A 19,380-nucleotide genomic window follows, 5' to 3' on the forward strand; every position below is an offset into this window, starting at 1 on the left:
AGCAAGGGCCATGCCAGAAATGAAAACGGCGCTGCTTTATGGAGAAAATCAGGGTTTATCGTGGCGAAATCGGGGGAGACAAAAGAAAAACGCACCATGCGAGTGCATGATGCGTGTCACAACGGCAATCTGTTAGAAAAATGCCTGACGGTGGTGCATCAGGCGGTTACCGCATCGTCCTGCGCGCTGGCAGCCAGCTCTTCTCCGGCCAACTGCAGCTGATACATCTGCCAATATCGGCCTTTGGCTTCAAGCAGTTGCTGGTGATTACCCTGCTCAACGGCCTGTCCACGGTGAAGCACCATAATGGTATCTGCCTCCACAATGGTCGACAGACGGTGGGCAATCACCACCAGCGTCGTGTGCTGGCGTACAGCCGCCAGCGCGTGCTGTATGGCGCGCTCGGTGCCGGAGTCAATATTGGCGGTCGCCTCATCAAGGATCAACACCTGCGGGGTTTCCACCAGCACGCGGGCCAGCGCCAGCAGCTGCTTCTGCCCAACAGACAGATTGTTACCCTGCTCGCCCAGATGCGTATAGATACCGTCGCTCATGCCTCGCGCCAGTTCCGCCAACTGCACCGTTTCCAGTACCTGCCAGACCTGCGCCTCACTGATGTCGCGCCCCAGCGTGACGTTCGCGAAGAAAGAGTCAGCCAGCACGACGGGATCCTGCTGCACCACGGCGATGCCCTGTCGCAGCACCTGATGACTCAGGCTCTGAAGCGGGCGACCGCCAAGGCGGATTTCACCGGAATCAGGCGGGTAGTAGCCCATCAACAGGCTGGCGAGCGTACTCTTGCCGCTGCCGGTGTGCCCCACCAGCGCCACAAAGCTTCGCGCCGGAATCGACAGCGAAATGTTTTGCAGCACCAGCTTGTCGTCGCGATAGGCAAAGGAGACATCATCAATGTCGATATCCCCGCGCTCCAGCGGTGCAAGATCGTGCCCGTACTGCTGACGCGGGCGATCCATCAGTTCAAACACGCGCTCGCCAGCCACCACCGCCTGTTGCAGCATCGACTGCTGGGTTGTCAGTTCAATCAGCGGCTCGTTAAGGCGGCCCAGATAGCTAATAAAGGCATACAGCACCCCAACTTCAATGGTTCCCTGCGCGCTAAAGCCAAACAGCATCAACAGGCCACAGAGCACCAGCGAGGAGAACAGGCTCAGTAGTGGGCGCAGTAAGAAACCGTCCAGACGCAGCGTCTGCATACGCGCCAGATAGTGCGAGCGGCTCACTTCACCGATACGTTCGCCAAAACGTACCTGCTGGCGGAACTGCTGAATAACGCTCATGCCATTGATGACTTCGTTGAAGCCATCGTTGATATCCGCCAGATAGGCGCGAACGCGGCGCACAATCGGCGTGCTGTAGCGCTGATAAATCACCATCACGATCATCACCGCCGGGAAGATAGCCATCGCCACCAGCGCCATGCGCCAGTCAAGGCTAAACATCGCTACCAGCATCGCGCCGATAAGCGCAGCGCTGCGCAGCACTGTCGCCACCACCGTGACGTACAGGTCGCGGATCACTTCCGTATCGTTAGTCACGCGGGAGATAAGCTGGCCGACCGGTTGGGTGTCAAACTCGCTCAGCGGCTGGCGCAGCGCGGCGTCCATCACGTCGCTACGCAACTGCTGTACCACGCCGACCGCTGCGCGGTTAAACAGCAGCGACTGGCTGTAGTGCAGCGAGGCGGCCAGCAGTTGCAAGCCAACATAGGCCGCAGCCAGCCCGGCAACCGTTCCCAATGGCAGAATATTCTTCGCCACCATATTGTCGATAAAATAACTTATCAGCAGCGGCCCGCTCACCTCGGCGGCCGCGGCAATCCATAGCATCACCACCGCAATCGATAGCGGTTTACGCCACGGCGAGCCGTAGGCCAGCAGCCGCTTCAGAGTAGGCCACAGTTGCCCGAAACTACGCATCTGTCACCTCCGATTTGTCTTCTTCCGGCACGTCATTCAGCACGGCCTCAAGCTGTTGATAACGGTGCATATCGCGATACCAGCCCTGCTCCGCTGCCAGCTGTTCATGTCGACCGCGCTGGGCGATATGCCCATGCTGCATCACAATAATTTCACTGGCATCCGATAGCGCCGAAAGACGATGAGCGCTAATGATGACCGTGCGCCCCTCTCCCCACTGACGCAGGTTATGCAGAATCTGGTGTTCCGTGCGGCCATCGACCGCCGATAGCGCGTCGTCGAGTATCAATATTTCCGCCTCCAGCAGCAGCGCGCGCGCAATGGAGATACGCTGTTTCTGCCCTCCGGAGAGCATCACACCGCGCTCGCCCACTTCAGTATCGTAACCCTGCGGCAAACGCAGAATATCTTCATGCACGCAGGCCAGACGCGCCGCATGCTCAATCTCTTCCTGCGTAGCGCTCGGGTTGCCCAGCGCAATATTGCTGGCCACCGTGTCAGAAAAGAGGAACGGCGTCTGGCTCACCACCGCCAGGCGGCTACGCCAGGCATCGAGCTGCAATTGGCGCAGAGGAATATCATGGAAGCGGATTTCACCTTCATCCACGTCAAAATGGCGCTGGATAAGCGACAGAATGGTCGATTTTCCCGAGCCCGTCGGGCCGCAGATACCGAGCATATGGCCCGGTTTCAGGGTCACGTTGACGTCACAGAGCGTTGGCTTGTCGGTTTGCGGATAGCTAAAGCGTTCAATCGCCAGCTCCAGCGTTCCGCGCCCTTCTGGCACTGCCTGAGTGCCGTCATCCACTACCGGTGCTTCCGCCAGCAGCGTGCGAATACGGCTATAGGCGGCGCTGCCACGCTCAACGATATTGAACATCCAGGCCAGCGCGAGCATAGGCCAAATCATCAGGCCAAGGTACATCATAAAGCTGGTGAGCTCACCGAGCGTGAGTTCGCCCTGCATCACCATCCAGCTGCCGCCTGCAATTGCCAGCAGGTTTGCCATGCCGATGGCGATATAGATAGTGGGGTCAAAGCGTGCGTCGATACGCGCCACGCGCATGTTCTTCACACCTGTGTCAGCCGCATCGGCAGCAAACTGTGCGGACTGTCTGTCCTCCAGACCGAACGCTTTGATCATGCGAATGCTGGTCAGGCTTTCCTGGGTACGATCGTTAAGGCTGGAAAACGCCGCCTGCGCCACTTTGAACCGTTCGTGCAGAAGATTGCCATAGCGATGGATAACCAGCGCCATGATCGGCATTGGCACCAGTGCCAGCAGGGTCAACTGCCAGCTTAACTGCGTGGACATCACGATCAATACCGCACAGCCCATCACCAGTGAGTCCACCAGCGTCAGCACCCCTTCCCCGGCGGCAAATACCACCCGGTCGACATCATTGGTGGCGCGGGCCATCAGGTCGCCGGTACGGTGACGCAGGTAAAACTCCGGATGCTGGCGACTAAGCTGACGATAGAAATCTTCACGCAGTTCAACGGCGAGCTGATAGGAAGCGCCAAACAGCAGCACGCGCCAGACGTAGCGCAGCAGATAGACCACCACGGCAATCAGTACCATGGTGCCAATCCACATCATCACCTTCCCGGCGCTGAAGTGGTGTTGTGTCACGCCATCCACCACAATCCCCACCACTTTAGGTGGAATAAGCTGCAGTATGGCGATGATAATCAGCAGGGAAACCGCGCCGAGATAGCGTCGCCATTCCCGGCGGAAGTACCAACTTAATTGAGCAAATAATCGCACGCGATAAAATCCTGAACGTCGATTCTCTTCGTCCTGTGCTGCCGCCCTGGCAGCCTGAAGGGCAAAGAGAAAATCCCAGAGAAAGTGTTATTCGATGGGGAGAGCTGTGGTGTATTTAATCTGTTCCATCGCAAAGCTTGAGGTGACATCCGACAGTCCGGGGACGCGGTTCACCAGGCTTTTATAAAAATCATCGTAGCGTTTCATGTCCGCCACCTGGACGCGCATCAGGTAATCATACTCCCCGGCCATGCGCCAGAAGCCCAGAACTTCGGGCATTTGCGTCACTTCGCTCACAAAAAGGCTGTACCAATCGCTGCTGTGGTGCTGGGTCTTTATCAGCACAAATGCCGTTAACCCAAGCCCAAGCTTTTCGGCATCCAGTAACGCGACGCGTCCAAGCAGCACACCGTCGTCTTCCAGGCGTTTTAGCCGTTTCCAGCACGGTGTGGTGGTCAGATTAACGGCATCCGCGAGTGCCTGCAAAGAGAGCGTGCAGTCATTTTGTAGTAGGGCCAGGAGCTTTCGGTCAATTTTATCTAACATTTCGGTCTCCGGGAGAAAATTTTTCTATCTTAATTCTATTTTAAAGGTCAGATGGCAACAAATTTTTCTGCACTTTTCGCTAAGCTGGGCACAAAATGACAAACGGAAAAGAATGATGAATAGCAACTGGGTCAAACACGCCATCAGCGAAATTAACGCCGACTACCAACGCAGCGCCGACACGCATTTAATCCGCCTGGCGCTGCCCGCCTTTCCCGGCATTCAGCTCTATTTGAAAGATGAAAGCACGCATCCGACCGGCAGCCTCAAGCACCGTCTGGCGCGCTCGCTGTTCCTTTACGGCCTGTGCAACGGCTGGATCAAAGAAGGCACCACCATTATTGAGTCGTCGTCCGGCTCAACGGCGGTTTCCGAAGCCTACTTCGCGCGCCTGCTTGGCCTGCCGTTTATTGCGGTAATGCCGTCCTGCACGGCGAAACGCAAGGTTGAGCAGATTGAGTTTTACGGCGGCCGCTGCCACTTTGTGGAGAGCGCGTGTGAAATTTACGCCGCTTCCGAAACGCTGGCCCGCGAGCTGAACGGTCATTATATGGATCAGTTCACCTACGCTGAGCGCGCCACCGACTGGCGCGGCAACAACAATATTGCCGACAGTATTTTCCGTCAGATGTCCCACGAGCCCAATCCGGTACCGGCGTGGGTGGTGATGAGCGCGGGCACTGGCGGCACATCTGCCACCATTGGCCGCTACATTCGCTGTCAGGGCTATGAAACACAGCTGATGGTCGTGGACCCGGAAAACTCGGTGTTTATGGACTACTGGCAGCACCGCGACGTGAATCTTCGCGGCAGCGTCGGCAGCAAAATTGAAGGTATTGGTCGCCCGCGCGTCGAGCCGTCGTTTATCCCTGACGTGGTCGACAGCATGCTGCGCGTACCGGATGCCGCAAGCGTTGCCACCGCACAGTGGCTGGAGACGCAGCTTGGCCGTAAGGTTGGCGCTTCTACCGGGACGAATATGTGGGGCGCGCTGCAATTAGCCGCACAGATGCGCGACGAAGGAAAAACCGGCTCCATCGTGACGCTGCTGTGCGACAGCGGTGAACGCTACCTGGATACCTACTACAACGCTGAGTGGGTGGCGAATAACATCGGCGACACCGCGCCGTGGCAGCAGGCTATCAACACCCTGCTCGGGAAATAAAAAAAGCCAGGCATCAAATGAGCCTGGCTTGCTGGAAGGTCTCTCTATTCGGGGGAATAAGGAAGATTAGGTGTATCCAGCCAATGAGCTAAATAGTGAGAAACCGCCTGATTTTTGCAGTTTCCAATAATCGGCAGATGGGGAAGCGCCGCTTTGAGCTGCCCCATCGCATTACCCATGATCACGCCACGCCCGACGAGCCCCAGCATTTCACGGTCATTCATTGCATCGCCAAAAGCCATGCACTCGTCCATGCCCACGCCCAGATGGCGGCTCAGCACGGACAGCGCCGCACCTTTGTTACTGCCAAGCGGCAGAACCTCCAGACAGTCAACGGCGGAGAAGCAGATATCGGCCCGCTTATCGAACGCTTCGACGAGCTGAATTCGCAGGCGGCAAAGATCGTCGTGATCCCCACAGAAACAGATCTTCGTCACCTGATGCGCCGGCATCATACGAAGATCACGAAGCTGATAGCGGAATCCGCTATAAACATGCGCTTTTAACATTTCCGGTATTTCCTGCCCGGTAAACCAGCCGCCGTCGTTAAAGACATGGACGCTGGCCTGCGTATCCCAACGCGTGTGCAGCACCTCTTCCGCTACGTCCGGAGAGAGATCGCTACGGTGCAGCACTTCCCCCTGCTGGGTATGAATACGCGTACCGTTGCCGGTAATCAGGAAGGCATTCAGCGACAGCTTCTCCACCAGCGGGCGCATTTCCAGCACGTGGCGACCGGTGGCAAAGGTCAGCGTGATGTTCCGCTCGCGCAGGCGCTTTAGCACCGCCACGGTTCTCTCGCCTAAACGATGGTCTGGCATCAAAAGGGTGCCATCCATATCAAATGCTGCCAGTCTTGCCATCTTTTATCCCGCCTGTGATCGCTCTCTCTTGCTACTTAGTATCTGCTGGGATATACGGAAGTAATACTGAATAGTTGATATTTATTGTTCCGGGTTTCTATGCGCCAGTTAAATCGTTTAAATCAGTTCCAGCGTCTGTGGCTGCCGTCGCAGGGAGAAGATCAACAGGTCACCATCGCCGAGCTGGCTGCCCGCTGTTTTTGCAGCGAGCGCCATGTACGCACCCTGCTGCGTCAGGCACAAGAGGCAGGCTGGCTGAGCTGGCAGGCGCAGTCCGGGCGCGGCAAGCGCGGGCTGTTGCAGTTCCATACCGCGCCGGAAACGCTACGTAATGAAATGATGGAAACGGCGCTGAACCGCGGCGAGCAGCACAACGCGCTGGAGCTGGCTCAGATTGCCCCGGTTGAGCTGCGGGCGCTGCTGCATCCGTTTCTCGGCGGCCAGTGGCAAAACAATACGCCGACGCTGCGTATTCCCTACTACCGACCGCTTGAGCCGCTGCACCCCGGTTTTCTGGCCGGACGCGCGGAACAGCACCTTGCCGGGCAGGTCTACTCCGGGCTGACCCGCTTCAACCACGAAGCCTCACAGCCGCAGGGCGACCTGGCACATCACTGGTCCGTGTCTGACGACGGACTATGCTGGCAGTTCTATATTCGCTCGACCCTGCATTGGCACAACGGTGATGCCGTTGAGACCGAGCAGCTTCGCCGACGATTATTGATGCTGTTGGAATTGCCTGAACTGGCGAAGCTCTTTTCCAGCGTGAAAGCGATTACGCAAACGCACCCACAGTGCCTGACTTTCACGCTCCATCACCCGGACTATTGGCTGCCACATCGACTGGCAAGCTACTGTAGCGTGCTGGCGCACCCGGATAAACCGTCACAGGGAACTGGCCCATTTATGCTGAAAATTTTTGAGCCGGAGCTGGTACGCATTGAGAGTCACCATCAATACCACCATAGCCACCCATTGCTACAAGCCATTGAATACTGGATCACACCGCAGCTTTTCGAGCAAGGACTCGGCACCAGCTGTCAGCATCCGGTGCAAATCGCTATCGGCAAACCCGAGGAGCTTGGCGAGCTTCGCCTGGTGAGCCACAGCATCAGCCTTGGATTCTGCTATCTGGCACTGCGCCAGAGTCCACGACTGAGCGCCGCCCAGGCGCAGCGGGTGATTGCGCTAATTCACCGCTCTGGCCTGCTGCAAAGCCTGCCGCTGGGAGAAAATCTGATTACCCCAAGCGAAGAGATGCTGCCTGGCTGGGATATCCCCCTGCCGAAAGAAGCGCCCGACGTTGCTCTACCAGCCCATCTGACGCTTATCTATCATCTACCGGTGGAACTGCACACCATGGCCGAAGAGCTCAAAACCGCGCTGGCTCGTCTTGGCTGCGAGCTCACGGTGATTTTTTATGATGCTAAAAGCTGGACCGGCTGCCCGGACCTGCCGCAAGCAGATTTGTTTATGGGCGACCGCCTGATTGGCGAGATGCCGGAATACGCGCTGGAGCAGTGGCTTCGCTGCGATGCGCTGTGGCCCGCGCTGTTTACCGAGTCACAGTCCCATCGCGTTCACCAGGCGCTGGATGAGGCACAATCGCTGCCGGATGATACTCAGCGTATCGCCGCGCTGAAGACGATTTTTACCCAACTGATGAGTGAAGCCATGCTGACGCCGCTGTTTAACTATCAGTATCAGGTCAGCGCACCGCCGGGGGTTAACGGCATTCGCCTTAACGCGCGCGGCTGGTTTGACTTTTCCGCCGCCTGGCTGCCGCCGACCACGCGGTGAAGAAGCTGGTCGCCACGCCCCGCAGGCGTTACCATAGCGGCTTTTAGAGTCACAGACAGGAAAAGCCATGAAACGTGCCGTTGTCGTCTTTAGCGGTGGACAAGATTCCACAACATGCCTGGTGCAGGCGCTGCATCAATATGATGAAGTTCACTGCGTCACGTTTGATTATGGCCAGCGCCATCGCGCTGAAATTGACGTTGCCCGTGAACTGGCGCTGACGCTGGGCGCTCGCGCGCATAAAGTTCTGGACGTTACCCTGCTCAATGAACTGGCGGTCAGCAGCCTGACTCGCGACAGTATTCCCGTGCCGGACTACGAACCGGATGCCGACGGCATTCCAAATACCTTCGTGCCAGGACGCAATATTCTGTTCCTGACGCTGGCAGCTATTTATGCCTATCAGGTGAAGGCGGAAGCCGTCATCACCGGCGTATGCGAGACCGACTTCTCCGGTTATCCGGACTGTCGCGATGAGTTCGTGAAGGCGCTGAACCATGCGGTCAGCCTGGGCATGGCGAAAGATATTCGCTTTGAAACGCCGCTGATGTGGCTCGACAAAGCCCAGACCTGGGCGCTGGCGGACTACTGGGACAAACTTGAACTGGTACGCACCGAGACGCTCACCTGCTACAACGGCATCAAAGGCAATGGTTGCGGCCACTGCGCGGCCTGTAATCTGCGCGCCAACGGGCTGAATCATTATCTGGCAGATAAGCCAGGGGTGATGGCAGCGATGAAGCAGAAGACCGGGCTGAAATAGGTCTGACATTATTCCCGGGGTCGCTTGCGCTCGCCCGGGCTACCGTCCCGGGCCAGGCGTTTATGCCGCCCCGGGACAAGCACATTACTCAACCATCGCTTCCAGATGCTCCCGCAACTCCCCTTCCAGCGCCAGCGCCTTCTGCGTTTTCAGGTCAATACAGACAAAGGTAATCAGCGCGTCGGCAACTACCTGCCCTTCAGGCTCCAGCGTTACCACCTGACTTAACACACCGCTTTTGCCGTTCAGTTGTTGCACCTTGCTGGTTACCGTCAGCAGATCGCCCAGTACCGCCGGGCGACGGTAGTTAATATTGATGTTCACCACCACAAAGGCAATATGGTGCGCGCTCATCCACTGAAACCCCGCGCTGCTCTCCAGCCCATCCCAGCGGGCCTCTTCGAGAAACTCCAGATAGCGAGCGTTATTAACGTGCTGATATACGTCCAGGTGATAACCGCGAACTTTGATTTGTGTCTGCATAGCGCCATAGCCTTATTATTTTGTTTTATACATAGAGTCAGAGGTCACACCACTGGTATGACCTCTTTAGTCTGGCAAATTTTCAGACGAGTGCAAACACCTTGTGCAAATTAAAGCGTGAGGTGGGCCAGATTACGCTCAACGAGCGAGCTACCCATGCCCGGAACCTGCTTGAGATCGTCCACCGTTTTGAACGGGCCGTACTCTTCACGGTAGCTGACGATAGCCTGCGCTTTTTTCAAACCCACGCCGATCATCGCCTGTGCCAGCGCTTCGGCCGAAGCCGTATTGATGCTGACCCTGGTGCCTTCTTCATCCACCGTTTTACCGGCAGGCACTGCTTTCGTCTGCTCTGCGGTATCTGCGTTGGCTTTCACCTGCGTTGCCTGCGTTTTTGCAGCCGCGGGTTGTGCCGCCTGAACGCTAAAGCTCATTCCCACACACGCCAATACTGCCGCCATAACAGACATTTTGATTCCACGTTTCATGTTGATTTCTCCTTATTGATTGATAGCGAAAGCACCATAACGGTTAGCGCGCAACGGTTCAAAAGGCAGATTTCAAATGTGGAAAAGGCCGCGAAAGCGGCCTTTGATTTGTTCATCGCATTACAAAATTATGCGAAGCGAATTCCGATTATTGCTGCTGGTCGATGATATCGCCGAGCTTAATCTTCGCGGATTTACGCAGGTTGTTCATCATCGCTTCGAAGGCGATTTGTGCGTTGTTCTGGGTAATGCCCTGAACCATCGCTTTCTTCTGCGCTTCCGGCATTTCGCCCGCTTTCACTTCGTCCAGCGCCAACAGAACCACGTTGCCCTGCATATCGTTACCGATACCGTAGCTTGGTTTGTCTTTCTGCGGCAGCGGCAGCGCGAAGGCAGCCTGGCTCAGTGGATCCTGACCGGCACGGCTCAGGGTTTTGCTGGCGCTAAAGGTCAGACCCGCCGCTTTCATCGCATCGTCGCCCTTACCGTCTTTCAGCGCCACCAGCAGTTTTTCAGCATCCAGTTTGGCCTGCTGTTCTGCTTTGTTGTGCTTAACGATGTCGGTCACCTGTGCTTTCACTTCGGCCAGCGGTTTCACCGCTTCAGCTTTGTGCTCGCTCACGCGAATAACGAAGGCGCGGTCACCGTCAACGGTGATGATATCTGAGTTGCTGCCCGGCATGCCGTTCTCACCAACCAGACCACCGTTAAAGATTGCGTCGGACACCGGCTTGAAGTTCAGCTCTGCTGGCAGGCTGTTACGGTCAAACCAACCGGTCTCAACCGCTTTCACGCCAGCCGCCTGCTCTGCACCCGCCAGAGAGTCGTTGTCGTTGCTCGCCGCATCGCTCACCTTCTGCTGCAGGGCGTAGTAAGCGTCGAGAGATTTTTCCTGTTTAACTTTGTCAGCAATTTGGCTACGTACATCCGCCAGCGGTTTCACCACCGGAGCCTGAACGTCATCCAGACGCGCGACCAGGAAGCCCACGGAAGATTTGATAACGCCTGACAGCTGGCCTTTCTCTTTCAGACCGGCATTTTTCAGTTCGTCAGGTGTGGTAGACGCTTCCAGCCAGCCCATATCACCGCCGTTACGCGCGGAGATAATGTCGGCAGATTTCTCTTTCGCCAGCGTGGCAAAATCAGCGCCTTTGTTCAGTGCATCCAGAACCGCTTTCGCATCGGCTTCAGTTTTGGTCTGAATCACGCTGTAGCGATCACGCTGCGGCTGAGTGAACTGATCCTGATGCTGATCGTAGTAGGACTGGATTTCGTCGTCAGAGACGGGTTCGCTCATGGAAGTTGCGTCCAGCTTGATATAGCTCACGCGAAACTGTTCCGGCGCGACAAACTGGTTTTTGTTCTGCTCGTAGTAGCTTGCAACTTCCTGATCAGAAACCTGCTGCTTCGCCGCCAGCGCGCTCACGTCGATAGTGGCTTCGCGAACCAGACGCTGCTGAGCAACCAGTTCGGCCAGTTGATCGGTTTCACCTGGCAGCATGAAGTCAGTACCCGCGACGGCGTTAATCAGCTGCTGAGTGGTCAGCTGGTTACGCAGTGCTTGCGCGTATTGATCGGCCGTCATCCCCATCTGATTCACCAGCGCGTTGTAGCGGGTGTTATCAAATTTGCCGTCGGTCTGGAACGCAGGAGTCGCGAAAATCGCTTTACGCACCTGCTCATCGCTGATGCCAAGGCCTAATGTCTTCGAATACTGGTCGAGCAGCGATTCGTCAATCAGGCGGTTCAGCACCTGCTGGCGCATAGATTTGATGTAGTTTTCGTTGGCTGCCAGCTCTGAGTACTGGTCGCCAAGCTGCTGCTGCATGCGGTTACGCTCGCTAGCAACGGCATTTTCAAACTGGGCGCGGCCAATTTCCTGGCCATTCACTTTCGCGGCAAAATTATTGTTACCGCCGATCAGGTAACCACTCACGCCGGTCAAAATGAACGACACGATAATGAGACCGAAAATGACTTTGATCACGACGCTGTTGGCTGCCGTGCGTAAATTGTCCATCATGGTGTAACAACACTCCGCTGTAGGTGACAAATACCTCGTGCAGCATAGCACGTGTGGCCGCTATTTTGACAAGAAACCGGGGTGCTTGTCAGCATGACACCGAATATAAACGCTTAAAAGTACACAATAAGCCATAAAAAAAGGCACATCAGATGATGCGCCCTTGTACTGTGCCACATTCCCTACGAGGGAAAGCGATCAGTTTACCGCGTCTTTCAGTGCTTTACCTGCACGGAACGCTGGTACTTTAGCAGCGGCGATAGTGATCTCTTTACCAGTTTGAGGGTTACGGCCAGTACGGGCAGCACGCTCTTTAACAGCAAAGGTACCAAAACCTACCAGTGCAACATCATCCCCGGCTTGCAGAGATTCAGTAACAGAAGCAATTAAAGCATCTAACGCACGTCCAGCTGCAGCTTTGGAGATATCCGCGCCAGCAGCAATTTTGTCAATCAGTTGAGATTTATTCACTGTTCTCTTCCTCTCTTTATTATTTATATCGCACCGGAGTCCTTCGCGGTGCAATCGCGGAGCAGTTATATCAGGACTCCCATGCCCTTACAACACCCGTCGTCTTAGACACACCTGCCAGCCGTCTAAATTAGCGAGACAAAAAAAGGCTGGCAAGTCAGTTTACGCTTGCCAGTCTTATTTTTATTAACGCTCTTTGCGCGAGGTCACTATTTTGCGCTTACAACCTGCATGCCAGACGGCTCATTTTGCAGCGCCAGCGCCAGAACTTCCTCAATGCGCTTAACCGGATGAATATCCAGATCGGCCAGAACGTTGTCCGGAATCTCTTCCAGATCGCGTTTGTTCTCATCAGGAATCAGAACAGTCTTAATACCGCCACGGTGTGCCGCGAGCAGTTTTTCCTTCAGACCGCCGATTGGCAGCACCAGGCCACGCAGGGTAATTTCCCCTGTCATCGCCACGTCTGCACGCACCGGGTTACCGGTCAGACAGGAAACCAGCGCAGTACACATCGCGATACCCGCACTTGGACCGTCTTTCGGCGTCGCCCCTTCCGGAACGTGAACGTGAATGTCGCGTTTTTCGTAGAAATCTGGGTTGATACCCAGTTTTTCTGCGCGCGCGCGCACCACGGTCAGCGCTGCCTGAATGGACTCCTGCATCACTTCACCCAGAGAACCGGTATAAGTCAGCTTGCCTTTACCCGGTACGCAGGCGGTTTCAATGGTCAGCAGGTCGCCGCCCACTTCCGTCCACGCCAGACCGGTGACCTGACCCACACGGTTTTCGTCATCGGCGCGACCGTAGTCGAAGCGCTGAATGCCGAGGAAATCATGCAGATTGTCGCCGTTAATCTCGATGTGTTTCAGATCTTTATCCAGCAACAGCTGTTTAACCGCTTTACGGCACAGCTTCGAGATTTCACGTTCCAGGCTACGGACGCCCGCTTCACGGGTGTAGTAACGAATGATGCCAACAATCGCGCTGTCATCAACCGTCAGCTCGCCTTTTTTCAGCGCATTACGTTCAATCTGCTTCGGCAGCAGGTGACGTTTTGCAATGTTCAGCTTCTCGTCTTCGGTATAACCGGACAGACGGATCACTTCCATACGGTCCAGCAGCGGCGCTGGAATGTTCATGGAGTTCGACGTCGCCACGAACATTACGTCGCTGAGATCGTAATCGACTTCCAGGTAGTGATCGCTGAACGCCACGTTCTGTTCTGGATCAAGTACTTCCAGCAGAGCAGAGGCCGGGTCACCGCGCATGTCCGAAGACATTTTGTCGATTTCATCGAGCAGGAACAGCGGGTTTTTAACGCCCACTTTGGCCATTTTCTGGATCAGTTTACCCGGCATAGAGCCGATGTAAGTACGACGGTGACCGCGGATTTCCGCTTCGTCACGTACGCCGCCCAGCGCCATACGAACGTATTTACGTCCGGTCGCCTGCGCAATGGACTGACCCAGAGAGGTTTTACCCACACCTGGAGGCCCTACCAGGCACAGGATTGGCCCTTTCAGCTTGTTCACACGGCTTTGAACCGCGAGATACTCAAGAATACGGTCTTTGACGCGCTCGAGGCCATAATGATCGGTATCGAGGATTTCCTGCGCCTGACGAAGGTCTTTTTTGACCTTGCTGCGCGAATTCCACGGCACCTGCACCATCCAGTCGATATAACCGCGAACCACGGTGGCTTCAGCTGACATCGGTGACATCATTTTCAGCTTCTGCAGTTCGGCTTCGGTTTTCTCTTTCGCCTCTTTCGGCATTTTCGCCGCGTCGATCTTACGCTTCAACGCTTCGTTTTCGTCAGGAACTTCGTCCATCTCGCCGAGTTCTTTCTGAATGGCTTTCATTTGCTCGTTCAGATAGTACTCACGCTGGGATTTCTCCATCTGCTTTTTCACGCGGTTGCGAATGCGCTTCTCAACCTGCAGCAGATCGATTTCTGACTCCATCATCGCCATCAGATATTCCAGGCGCTCGTTGATGTCAGACATCTCCAGAACGGACTGTTTATCTGCCAGCTTCAACGGCATGTGGGCCGCGATGGTGTCAGCCAGACGTGCAGGGTCGTCGATGCTGTTCAGCGACGTCAGCACTTCTGGTGGGATTTTCTTGTTCAGCTTGATATAGCCTTCAAACTGACCAATCGCGGTGCGTACCAGTACTTCCTGCTCGCGCTCTTCAATGGCCGGCGATTCAAGGTACTCTGCTTTCGCGGAGAAGTGTTCGCCGTTATCAGAGAGCGTAGAAATACGCGCACGCTGCAGCCCTTCGACCAGTACTTTGACCGTACCGTCAGGCAGCTTCAGCATTTGTAAAATAGAGGCCACGGTCCCGACGGTGAAAAGATCGTTTACACCCGGCTCATCCGTTGAAGCATCTTTCTGCGCGACCAGCATGATTTTTTTATCATGATCCATGGCCGCTTCCAGACAACGGATAGATTTTTCCCGCCCTACAAATAAGGGGATGACCATGTGCGGATAAACCACCACATCGCGCAACGGCAATACGGGGATTTCAATGCGTTCAGAACGCTCAGGATTCATAGAGCTCTCTCTTAGTTTAGTGTCCGCCAGGTAAACTGGTCATGCGACTGTGCTTCACACAACCATTAACATGTAACCAGTATATGGGGATGTATTCCACACATTCAACGCCATGAATACGGAAAAATAAAAGGGGAGATAAAATCCCCCCTTTTTGATTAACTGATTGTATGAACTGGTGAATTATTCGCCAGATGCCTGCTGCGCTTCCGGCTTGCCGTAAATCAGCAGCGGTTCGCTTTGACCGGCAATCACCGATTCATCGATAACCACTTTCTCAACGTCTTCCATAGAAGGCAGATCGTACATGGTTTCGAGCAGCGCGGCTTCTACGATGGAGCGCAGACCACGAGCACCGGTTTTACGCGCCATCGCTTTCTTGGCGATAGCATCCAGCGCTTCGTCACGGAATTCCAGATCCACGCCTTCGAGGTTAAACAGCGCCTGATACTGTTTGGTCAGGGCGTTTTTCGGCTCTTTAAGGATCTGAATCAGCGCTTCTTCGCTCAGCTCAGTCAGGGTTGCGACCACCGGCAGACGGCCGATGAACTCAGGGATCAGACCAAATTTGATCAGATCTTCTGGCTCAACCTGGGTCAGCAATTCACCTTCGCTGGCTTTGTCGGATTTTGCTTTTACCGTTGCGCCGAAACCAATGCCGGAGCCAGTTTCAACACGGTTAGCAATCACTTTATCCAGACCAGCAAATGCACCACCGCAGATAAACAGAATCTTCGAGGTATCAACCTGCAGGAACTCCTGCTGCGGATGTTTACGGCCACCCTGCGGCGGAACGGCCGCCACGGTGCCTTCAATCAGCTTCAACAACGCCTGCTGTACGCCTTCACCGGAAACGTCGCGGGTGATTGACGGGTTATCGGACTTACGAGAAATCTTGTCGATTTCATCGATGTAAACAATACCGCGCTGTGCTTTCTGTACGTCGTAGTCGCACTTCTGCAGCAGCTTCTGAATAATGTTTTCAACGTCTTCACCCACGTAACCTGCTTCGGTCAGGGTGGTCGCATCGGCCATGGTGAACGGTACGTCCAGCAGGCGCGCCAGCGTTTCTGCCAGCAGGGTTTTACCTGAACCGGTCGGGCCAATCAGCAGAATGTTACTTTTGCCGAGCTCAACACCGTTGTTGGTATCACCGTTACGCAGACGTTTGTAGTGGTTGTAGACCGCAACGGCCAGCACCTTTTTCGCCTGTTCCTGACCGATAACGTAGTCATCTAAGTGGTGGCGAATTTCGTGTGGCGTCGGCAGAGCACTGCGTTCACGATGCGGCGCCACTTCTTTAATCTCTTCGCGAATGATGTCGTTACATAAGTCGACGCATTCGTCGCAGATATACACGGATGGGCCGGCGATGAGCTTACGCACTTCGTGCTGGCTTTTGCCGCAAAAAGAGCAGTACAACAGTTTGCCCGAGCCATCTTTGCGTTTATCTGTCATGAGTCAAAACCTCTTTTTAAGTTCTTTGTGCCGCATATGACGACGCAAATGCCATTCTTAAGCGCAAGCTGCTACGCAAGCGTTGTGCCGCCCTTAGTAGTATATACCGTGCAGCGGCACGTGCCGTCATGACATTAGTTACGCTGGCTCAAAATTGAGTCAACCAGACCATACTCGACAGCTTCAGAAGCAGACAGGAAACGGTCACGTTCAGTGTCGCTCTCAATCTGCTCCAGCGATTTGCCGGTATGGTGCGCCATAAGCTCATTCATGCGTCCTTTCACCTTCAGGATCTCACGGGCATGGATTTCGATATCCGTTGCCTGGCCCTGATAACCGCCCAGCGGCTGGTGAATCATTACGCGGGAGTTTGGCAAGCAGAAGCGCTTACCTTTTGCGCCTGCGGTCAGCAGGAACGCGCCCATAGATGCCGCTTGCCCCATACAAATGGTGCTGACATCCGGCTTGATAAACTGCATGGTGTCATAAATAGACATCCCTGCTGTAATCACGCCACCTGGGGAGTTGATGTATAAATAAATGTCTTTTTCCGGGTTTTCCGCTTCCAGAAACAGCATTTGCGCCACAATCAGGTTTGCCATGTGGTCTTCGACCTGACCGGTCAGAAAGATTACGCGCTCTTTAAGCAGACGGGAGTAGATATCAAAAGAACGTTCGCCACGTGAGGTCTGTTCAATGACCATCGGCACCAGGGCCATGTGGGGTGCAAAATTATCTCGTTCGCCACTGTATGACATTTCCGTCTCCTGGATAATAAATAAAATAGCCACAGCTTGCTAATTATAGAGATGCGGCGAGTGATTCGTTCCCTCAGTTATGGGTACGATCCTACCCTATTTCAAGCATAACAATATTTTGTTGATACGCTAACACCGAAAAGCCGTTTTATCACGCAAGCTTTGGTTATTGCTGCAATAAAAAAACCCGTCACCAAAAGGCAACGGGTTTTTTCTCAAAACCGTAAACCGGTAAGCGAAATTACGCCTGCTGGTTCATCAGTTCATTGAAGGAAGTTGCTTTTTCAGTCACTTTCGCTTTTTCCAGAACCGCTTCAACAGCCTGTTCTTCCAGAGCGACACTGCGCATGTTTTCCATCAGCTCTTTGTTTTTGCTGTAGAATTCAATAACTTCTTTCGGATCTTCGTAGGCAGATGCCATTTCTTCGATCAGGGTAGCAACGCGTGCTTCGTCAGCTTTCAGCTCGTGGGTACGAATCACTTCGCCCAGCAGCAGGCCAACAACTACGCGGCGTTTCGCCTGCTCTTCGAACAGTTCGCGAGGCAGTTCCATCGCTTGCTGCTGGTTGCCACCGAAGCGCTGTGCAGCCTGACGGCGCAGAACGTCGATTTCGCTGTCGATCAGGGCTGCAGGAACGTCGATCTCGTTCGCTTTAACCAGACCTTCGATTGCCTGAGATTTAACGCGGTTACGTACCGCGCCTTTCAGCTCGCGTTCCATGTTTTTACGCACTTCAGCGCGCAGGCCTTCAACGGAACCATCTTCAACGCCGAAACGTTTGATGAATTCAGCAGTCAGTTCTGGCAACTCACGCTCTTCAACTTTCTTCAGGGTAATCGCGAATTTAGCCGCTTTACCTTTCAGGTTTTCAGCGTGGTATTCTTCTGGGAAGGTTACGCCGATAACGAACTCTTCACCTGCTTTGTGACCTTTGATACCGTCTTCAAAGCCTGGGATCATACGACCCTGACCCATTGCCAGTACGAAATCAGTCGCTTTGCCGCCTTCGAATTCTTCGCCGTCTACGGAGCCGGAGAAGTCAACGGTAACACGGTCTTCAGCGTCAACAACGCCGTCTTTGTCTTTCCAGGTTGCCTGCTGCTTACGCAGAGTGTCCAGCATGCCGTCAACGTCAGCTTCGGTCACTTCAACAACTGGTTTTTCAACTTCGATAGCGTCCAGACCCTTCAGTTCAACTTCTGGGTACACTTCGAATTCTACTGCGTAGGTGAAGTCTTCACCCAGCTTGTATTCACCTGGAACGTAGTTAGGCGCGCCAGCTGGATTGATTTTCTCTTTGATGATCGCGTCAACGAAGTTACGGCTCATCAGGTCACCCAGAACGTCCTGACGCACGGAAGCGCCATAACGCTGAGCAACAACATTCATCGGTACTTTACCTTTACGGAAACCGTCAATGCGTACTTTTTTCGCTACGTTGACCAGCTCGCTTTTTACAGCGGTCTCGATGCTGTCAGCAGCGATAGTAATCGTTACACGGCGGCCAAGGCCCTGAGTGGTTTCAACTGAAACTTGCATCTTGTTACCTCAAAAAAATCACAGTGCTCGGTCAACTCTACTCCGCAAGCTCGAAAAGCTGGCGTTGCGGACCTGGGATGCTCTCGTAATCAATCACATTCCCTGTCGTCAGAATCATCCCGAAGACATTCCGAAAAATAAGACGCAGCATTATAGCGGCATCACTTTTATGAGTCGAGAACGGTTATCACGCGTTGCTGCGGCATTTTTCACAATTCCCGGCTAATTTTTGTCTGAACGCTGTCGAATGCGCTCAAAATTCAGACAAAACAAAACGGCCCGCAGGCCGTTTTCTCATAATCTGTACGCAACATACTGGAAAAGTTCCGTGTTGCAAATGCCTTTTCTACGCGATAGTTCCCGCTCCGCGGCATGGCGGTGAGGTAATGACGGTATCTTGCAAACCTTCCCACTCTTTTCGCGTGTAAGTATGCAATGCCAGCGCATGGACGGTGGACGCAAACTCCTCTGTTAACGTTCCGTAGATCATCCGATGACGATTCAGAAAACGTTCCCCGGTAAACTTATCGCTCACCAGCACAACTTTAAAGTGGCTCTCAGAGCCGGCCGGTACGTTGTGGCGGTAGCTTTCGTCTACGACTTCCAGGAAAACAGGTTCAAACGCTGCCCTCAGTTTTTCTTCGATTTGTTCACGCATCATCATGATATTACTCCTCCGACAACGTTAAGATGCCGCCTATCCCTTTAAATGTTAGCCGCTTTTACTGATTCCATTACACGAAGGCAACAAAA

The 19,380-nt window shown here is 54.3% G+C and carries 16 protein-coding genes; 3 read left to right on the top strand and 13 right to left on the bottom strand.

Features of this window, described 5'->3' with window-relative positions; all coding sequences use genetic code 11:
• Positions 1–158: 158 nt before the first annotated feature.
• The 3 genes from RDN66_RS14240 to RDN66_RS14250 all read right to left on the bottom strand — a co-directional run bounded on the left by RDN66_RS14240 (position 159) and on the right by RDN66_RS14250 (position 4,251).
• On the bottom strand, positions 159–1,937 hold the full coding sequence (locus RDN66_RS14240) for a SmdB family multidrug efflux ABC transporter permease/ATP-binding protein (protein ID WP_202216328.1): 1,779 nt from the start codon (positions 1,935–1,937) through the stop codon (positions 159–161).
• Positions 1,930–3,705 (bottom strand): SmdA family multidrug ABC transporter permease/ATP-binding protein, encoded by a 1,776-nt coding sequence (locus RDN66_RS14245; RefSeq protein WP_308537938.1) that lies wholly within the window; start codon positions 3,703–3,705, stop codon positions 1,930–1,932. The genes RDN66_RS14240 and RDN66_RS14245 overlap by 8 nt, the downstream gene beginning before the upstream one ends.
• Before the next feature lie 87 nt (positions 3,706–3,792).
• On the bottom strand, positions 3,793–4,251 hold the full coding sequence (locus tag RDN66_RS14250) for an Lrp/AsnC family transcriptional regulator (protein ID WP_035895169.1): 459 nt from the start codon (positions 4,249–4,251) through the stop codon (positions 3,793–3,795).
• 112 nt (positions 4,252–4,363) lie between these two features.
• On the opposite strand from RDN66_RS14250, the gene RDN66_RS14255 reads away from it, so the two are divergent.
• Positions 4,364–5,416, top strand: a complete 1,053-nt coding sequence (locus tag RDN66_RS14255) for a PLP-dependent cysteine synthase family protein (RefSeq protein WP_221181508.1) — start codon at positions 4,364–4,366, stop codon at positions 5,414–5,416.
• A 44-nt stretch (positions 5,417–5,460) separates the two neighbouring features.
• Here the strand turns inward: RDN66_RS14255 and cof are convergent, their stop codons facing one another.
• Complete coding sequence (cof, locus tag RDN66_RS14260) at positions 5,461–6,279, bottom strand: HMP-PP phosphatase (protein WP_123650016.1); 819 nt, start codon at positions 6,277–6,279, stop codon at positions 5,461–5,463.
• Between the two features lie 99 nt (positions 6,280–6,378).
• Between cof and RDN66_RS14265 the strand changes: the two genes are divergently transcribed.
• Complete coding sequence (locus RDN66_RS14265) at positions 6,379–8,079, top strand: SgrR family transcriptional regulator (RefSeq protein ID WP_202216331.1); 1,701 nt, start codon at positions 6,379–6,381, stop codon at positions 8,077–8,079.
• Positions 8,080–8,146: 67 nt separating this feature from the next.
• Positions 8,147–8,842: a 7-cyano-7-deazaguanine synthase QueC gene (gene queC, locus RDN66_RS14270; protein WP_035895165.1), complete on the top strand. Its 696-nt coding sequence runs from the start codon at positions 8,147–8,149 to the stop codon at positions 8,840–8,842.
• Positions 8,843–8,926: 84 nt separating this feature from the next.
• On the opposite strand, the gene RDN66_RS14275 is transcribed toward queC, so the two are convergent.
• The 9 genes from RDN66_RS14275 to bolA all read right to left on the bottom strand — a co-directional run bounded on the left by RDN66_RS14275 (position 8,927) and on the right by bolA (position 19,291).
• Positions 8,927–9,325 carry a YbgC/FadM family acyl-CoA thioesterase gene (locus RDN66_RS14275; protein WP_035895164.1) on the bottom strand — a complete coding sequence of 133 codons (399 nt, stop codon included), beginning with the start codon at positions 9,323–9,325 and terminating at the stop codon, positions 8,927–8,929.
• 110 nt (positions 9,326–9,435) lie between these two features.
• A complete protein-coding gene (locus tag RDN66_RS14280; protein ID WP_308537939.1) occupies positions 9,436–9,813 on the bottom strand; it encodes a helix-hairpin-helix domain-containing protein in 378 nt (125 codons plus the stop codon).
• Between the two features lie 148 nt (positions 9,814–9,961).
• Positions 9,962–11,836, bottom strand: a complete 1,875-nt coding sequence (ppiD, locus tag RDN66_RS14285) for a peptidylprolyl isomerase (protein ID WP_035895162.1) — start codon at positions 11,834–11,836, stop codon at positions 9,962–9,964.
• Between the two features lie 198 nt (positions 11,837–12,034).
• Complete coding sequence (gene hupB, locus RDN66_RS14290; RefSeq protein ID WP_035895161.1) at positions 12,035–12,307, bottom strand: nucleoid-associated protein HU-beta; 273 nt, start codon at positions 12,305–12,307, stop codon at positions 12,035–12,037.
• 209 nt (positions 12,308–12,516) lie between these two features.
• Complete coding sequence (gene lon / locus RDN66_RS14295; RefSeq protein WP_202216333.1) at positions 12,517–14,871, bottom strand: endopeptidase La; 2,355 nt, start codon at positions 14,869–14,871, stop codon at positions 12,517–12,519.
• A 183-nt stretch (positions 14,872–15,054) separates the two neighbouring features.
• On the bottom strand, positions 15,055–16,329 hold the full coding sequence (gene clpX / locus RDN66_RS14300) for an ATP-dependent protease ATP-binding subunit ClpX (RefSeq protein WP_035894304.1): 1,275 nt from the start codon (positions 16,327–16,329) through the stop codon (positions 15,055–15,057).
• A 134-nt stretch (positions 16,330–16,463) separates the two neighbouring features.
• Entirely contained in the window at positions 16,464–17,087 is a 624-nt protein-coding gene (gene clpP, locus RDN66_RS14305; RefSeq protein WP_035894303.1) for an ATP-dependent Clp endopeptidase proteolytic subunit ClpP, read from the bottom strand.
• A gap of 241 nt (positions 17,088–17,328) precedes the next feature.
• The gene (tig, locus tag RDN66_RS14310; protein WP_308537940.1) at positions 17,329–18,627 is read right to left on the bottom strand and encodes a trigger factor; all 1,299 of its coding nucleotides are present in this window, start codon (positions 18,625–18,627) and stop codon (positions 17,329–17,331) included.
• Between the two features lie 346 nt (positions 18,628–18,973).
• Positions 18,974–19,291, bottom strand: a complete 318-nt coding sequence (gene bolA / locus RDN66_RS14315; protein WP_035894301.1) for a transcriptional regulator BolA — start codon at positions 19,289–19,291, stop codon at positions 18,974–18,976.
• Between the last annotated feature and the right edge of the window lie 89 nt (positions 19,292–19,380).

This window comes from uncultured Kluyvera sp. (genome assembly GCF_902485085.1).
Classification (GTDB): domain Bacteria; phylum Pseudomonadota; class Gammaproteobacteria; order Enterobacterales; family Enterobacteriaceae; genus Kluyvera; species Kluyvera ascorbata.

Bases quoted from the DNA above. Each gene is read 5' to 3' on its own strand.
- RDN66_RS14240 (WP_202216328.1), bottom strand. From the start codon at position 1,937: ATGCGTAGTTTCGGGCAACTGTGGCCTACTCTGAAGCGGCTGCTGGCC.
- ppiD (WP_035895162.1), bottom strand. From the start codon at position 11,836: ATGATGGACAATTTACGCACGGCAGCCAACAGCGTCGTGATCAAAGTC.
- RDN66_RS14265 (WP_202216331.1), top strand. From the start codon at position 6,379: ATGCGCCAGTTAAATCGTTTAAATCAGTTCCAGCGTCTGTGGCTGCCG.
- tig (WP_308537940.1), bottom strand. From the start codon at position 18,627: ATGCAAGTTTCAGTTGAAACCACTCAGGGCCTTGGCCGCCGTGTAACG.
- RDN66_RS14280 (WP_308537939.1), bottom strand. From the start codon at position 9,813: ATGAAACGTGGAATCAAAATGTCTGTTATGGCGGCAGTATTGGCGTGT.
- bolA (WP_035894301.1), bottom strand. From the start codon at position 19,291: ATGATGATGCGTGAACAAATCGAAGAAAAACTGAGGGCAGCGTTTGAA.
- clpP (WP_035894303.1), bottom strand. From the start codon at position 17,087: ATGTCATACAGTGGCGAACGAGATAATTTTGCACCCCACATGGCCCTG.
- lon (WP_202216333.1), bottom strand. From the start codon at position 14,871: ATGAATCCTGAGCGTTCTGAACGCATTGAAATCCCCGTATTGCCGTTG.
- queC (WP_035895165.1), top strand. From the start codon at position 8,147: ATGAAACGTGCCGTTGTCGTCTTTAGCGGTGGACAAGATTCCACAACA.
- cof (WP_123650016.1), bottom strand. From the start codon at position 6,279: ATGGCAAGACTGGCAGCATTTGATATGGATGGCACCCTTTTGATGCCA.
- RDN66_RS14250 (WP_035895169.1), bottom strand. From the start codon at position 4,251: ATGTTAGATAAAATTGACCGAAAGCTCCTGGCCCTACTACAAAATGAC.
- RDN66_RS14275 (WP_035895164.1), bottom strand. From the start codon at position 9,325: ATGCAGACACAAATCAAAGTTCGCGGTTATCACCTGGACGTATATCAG.
- RDN66_RS14255 (WP_221181508.1), top strand. From the start codon at position 4,364: ATGATGAATAGCAACTGGGTCAAACACGCCATCAGCGAAATTAACGCC.
- clpX (WP_035894304.1), bottom strand. From the start codon at position 16,329: ATGACAGATAAACGCAAAGATGGCTCGGGCAAACTGTTGTACTGCTCT.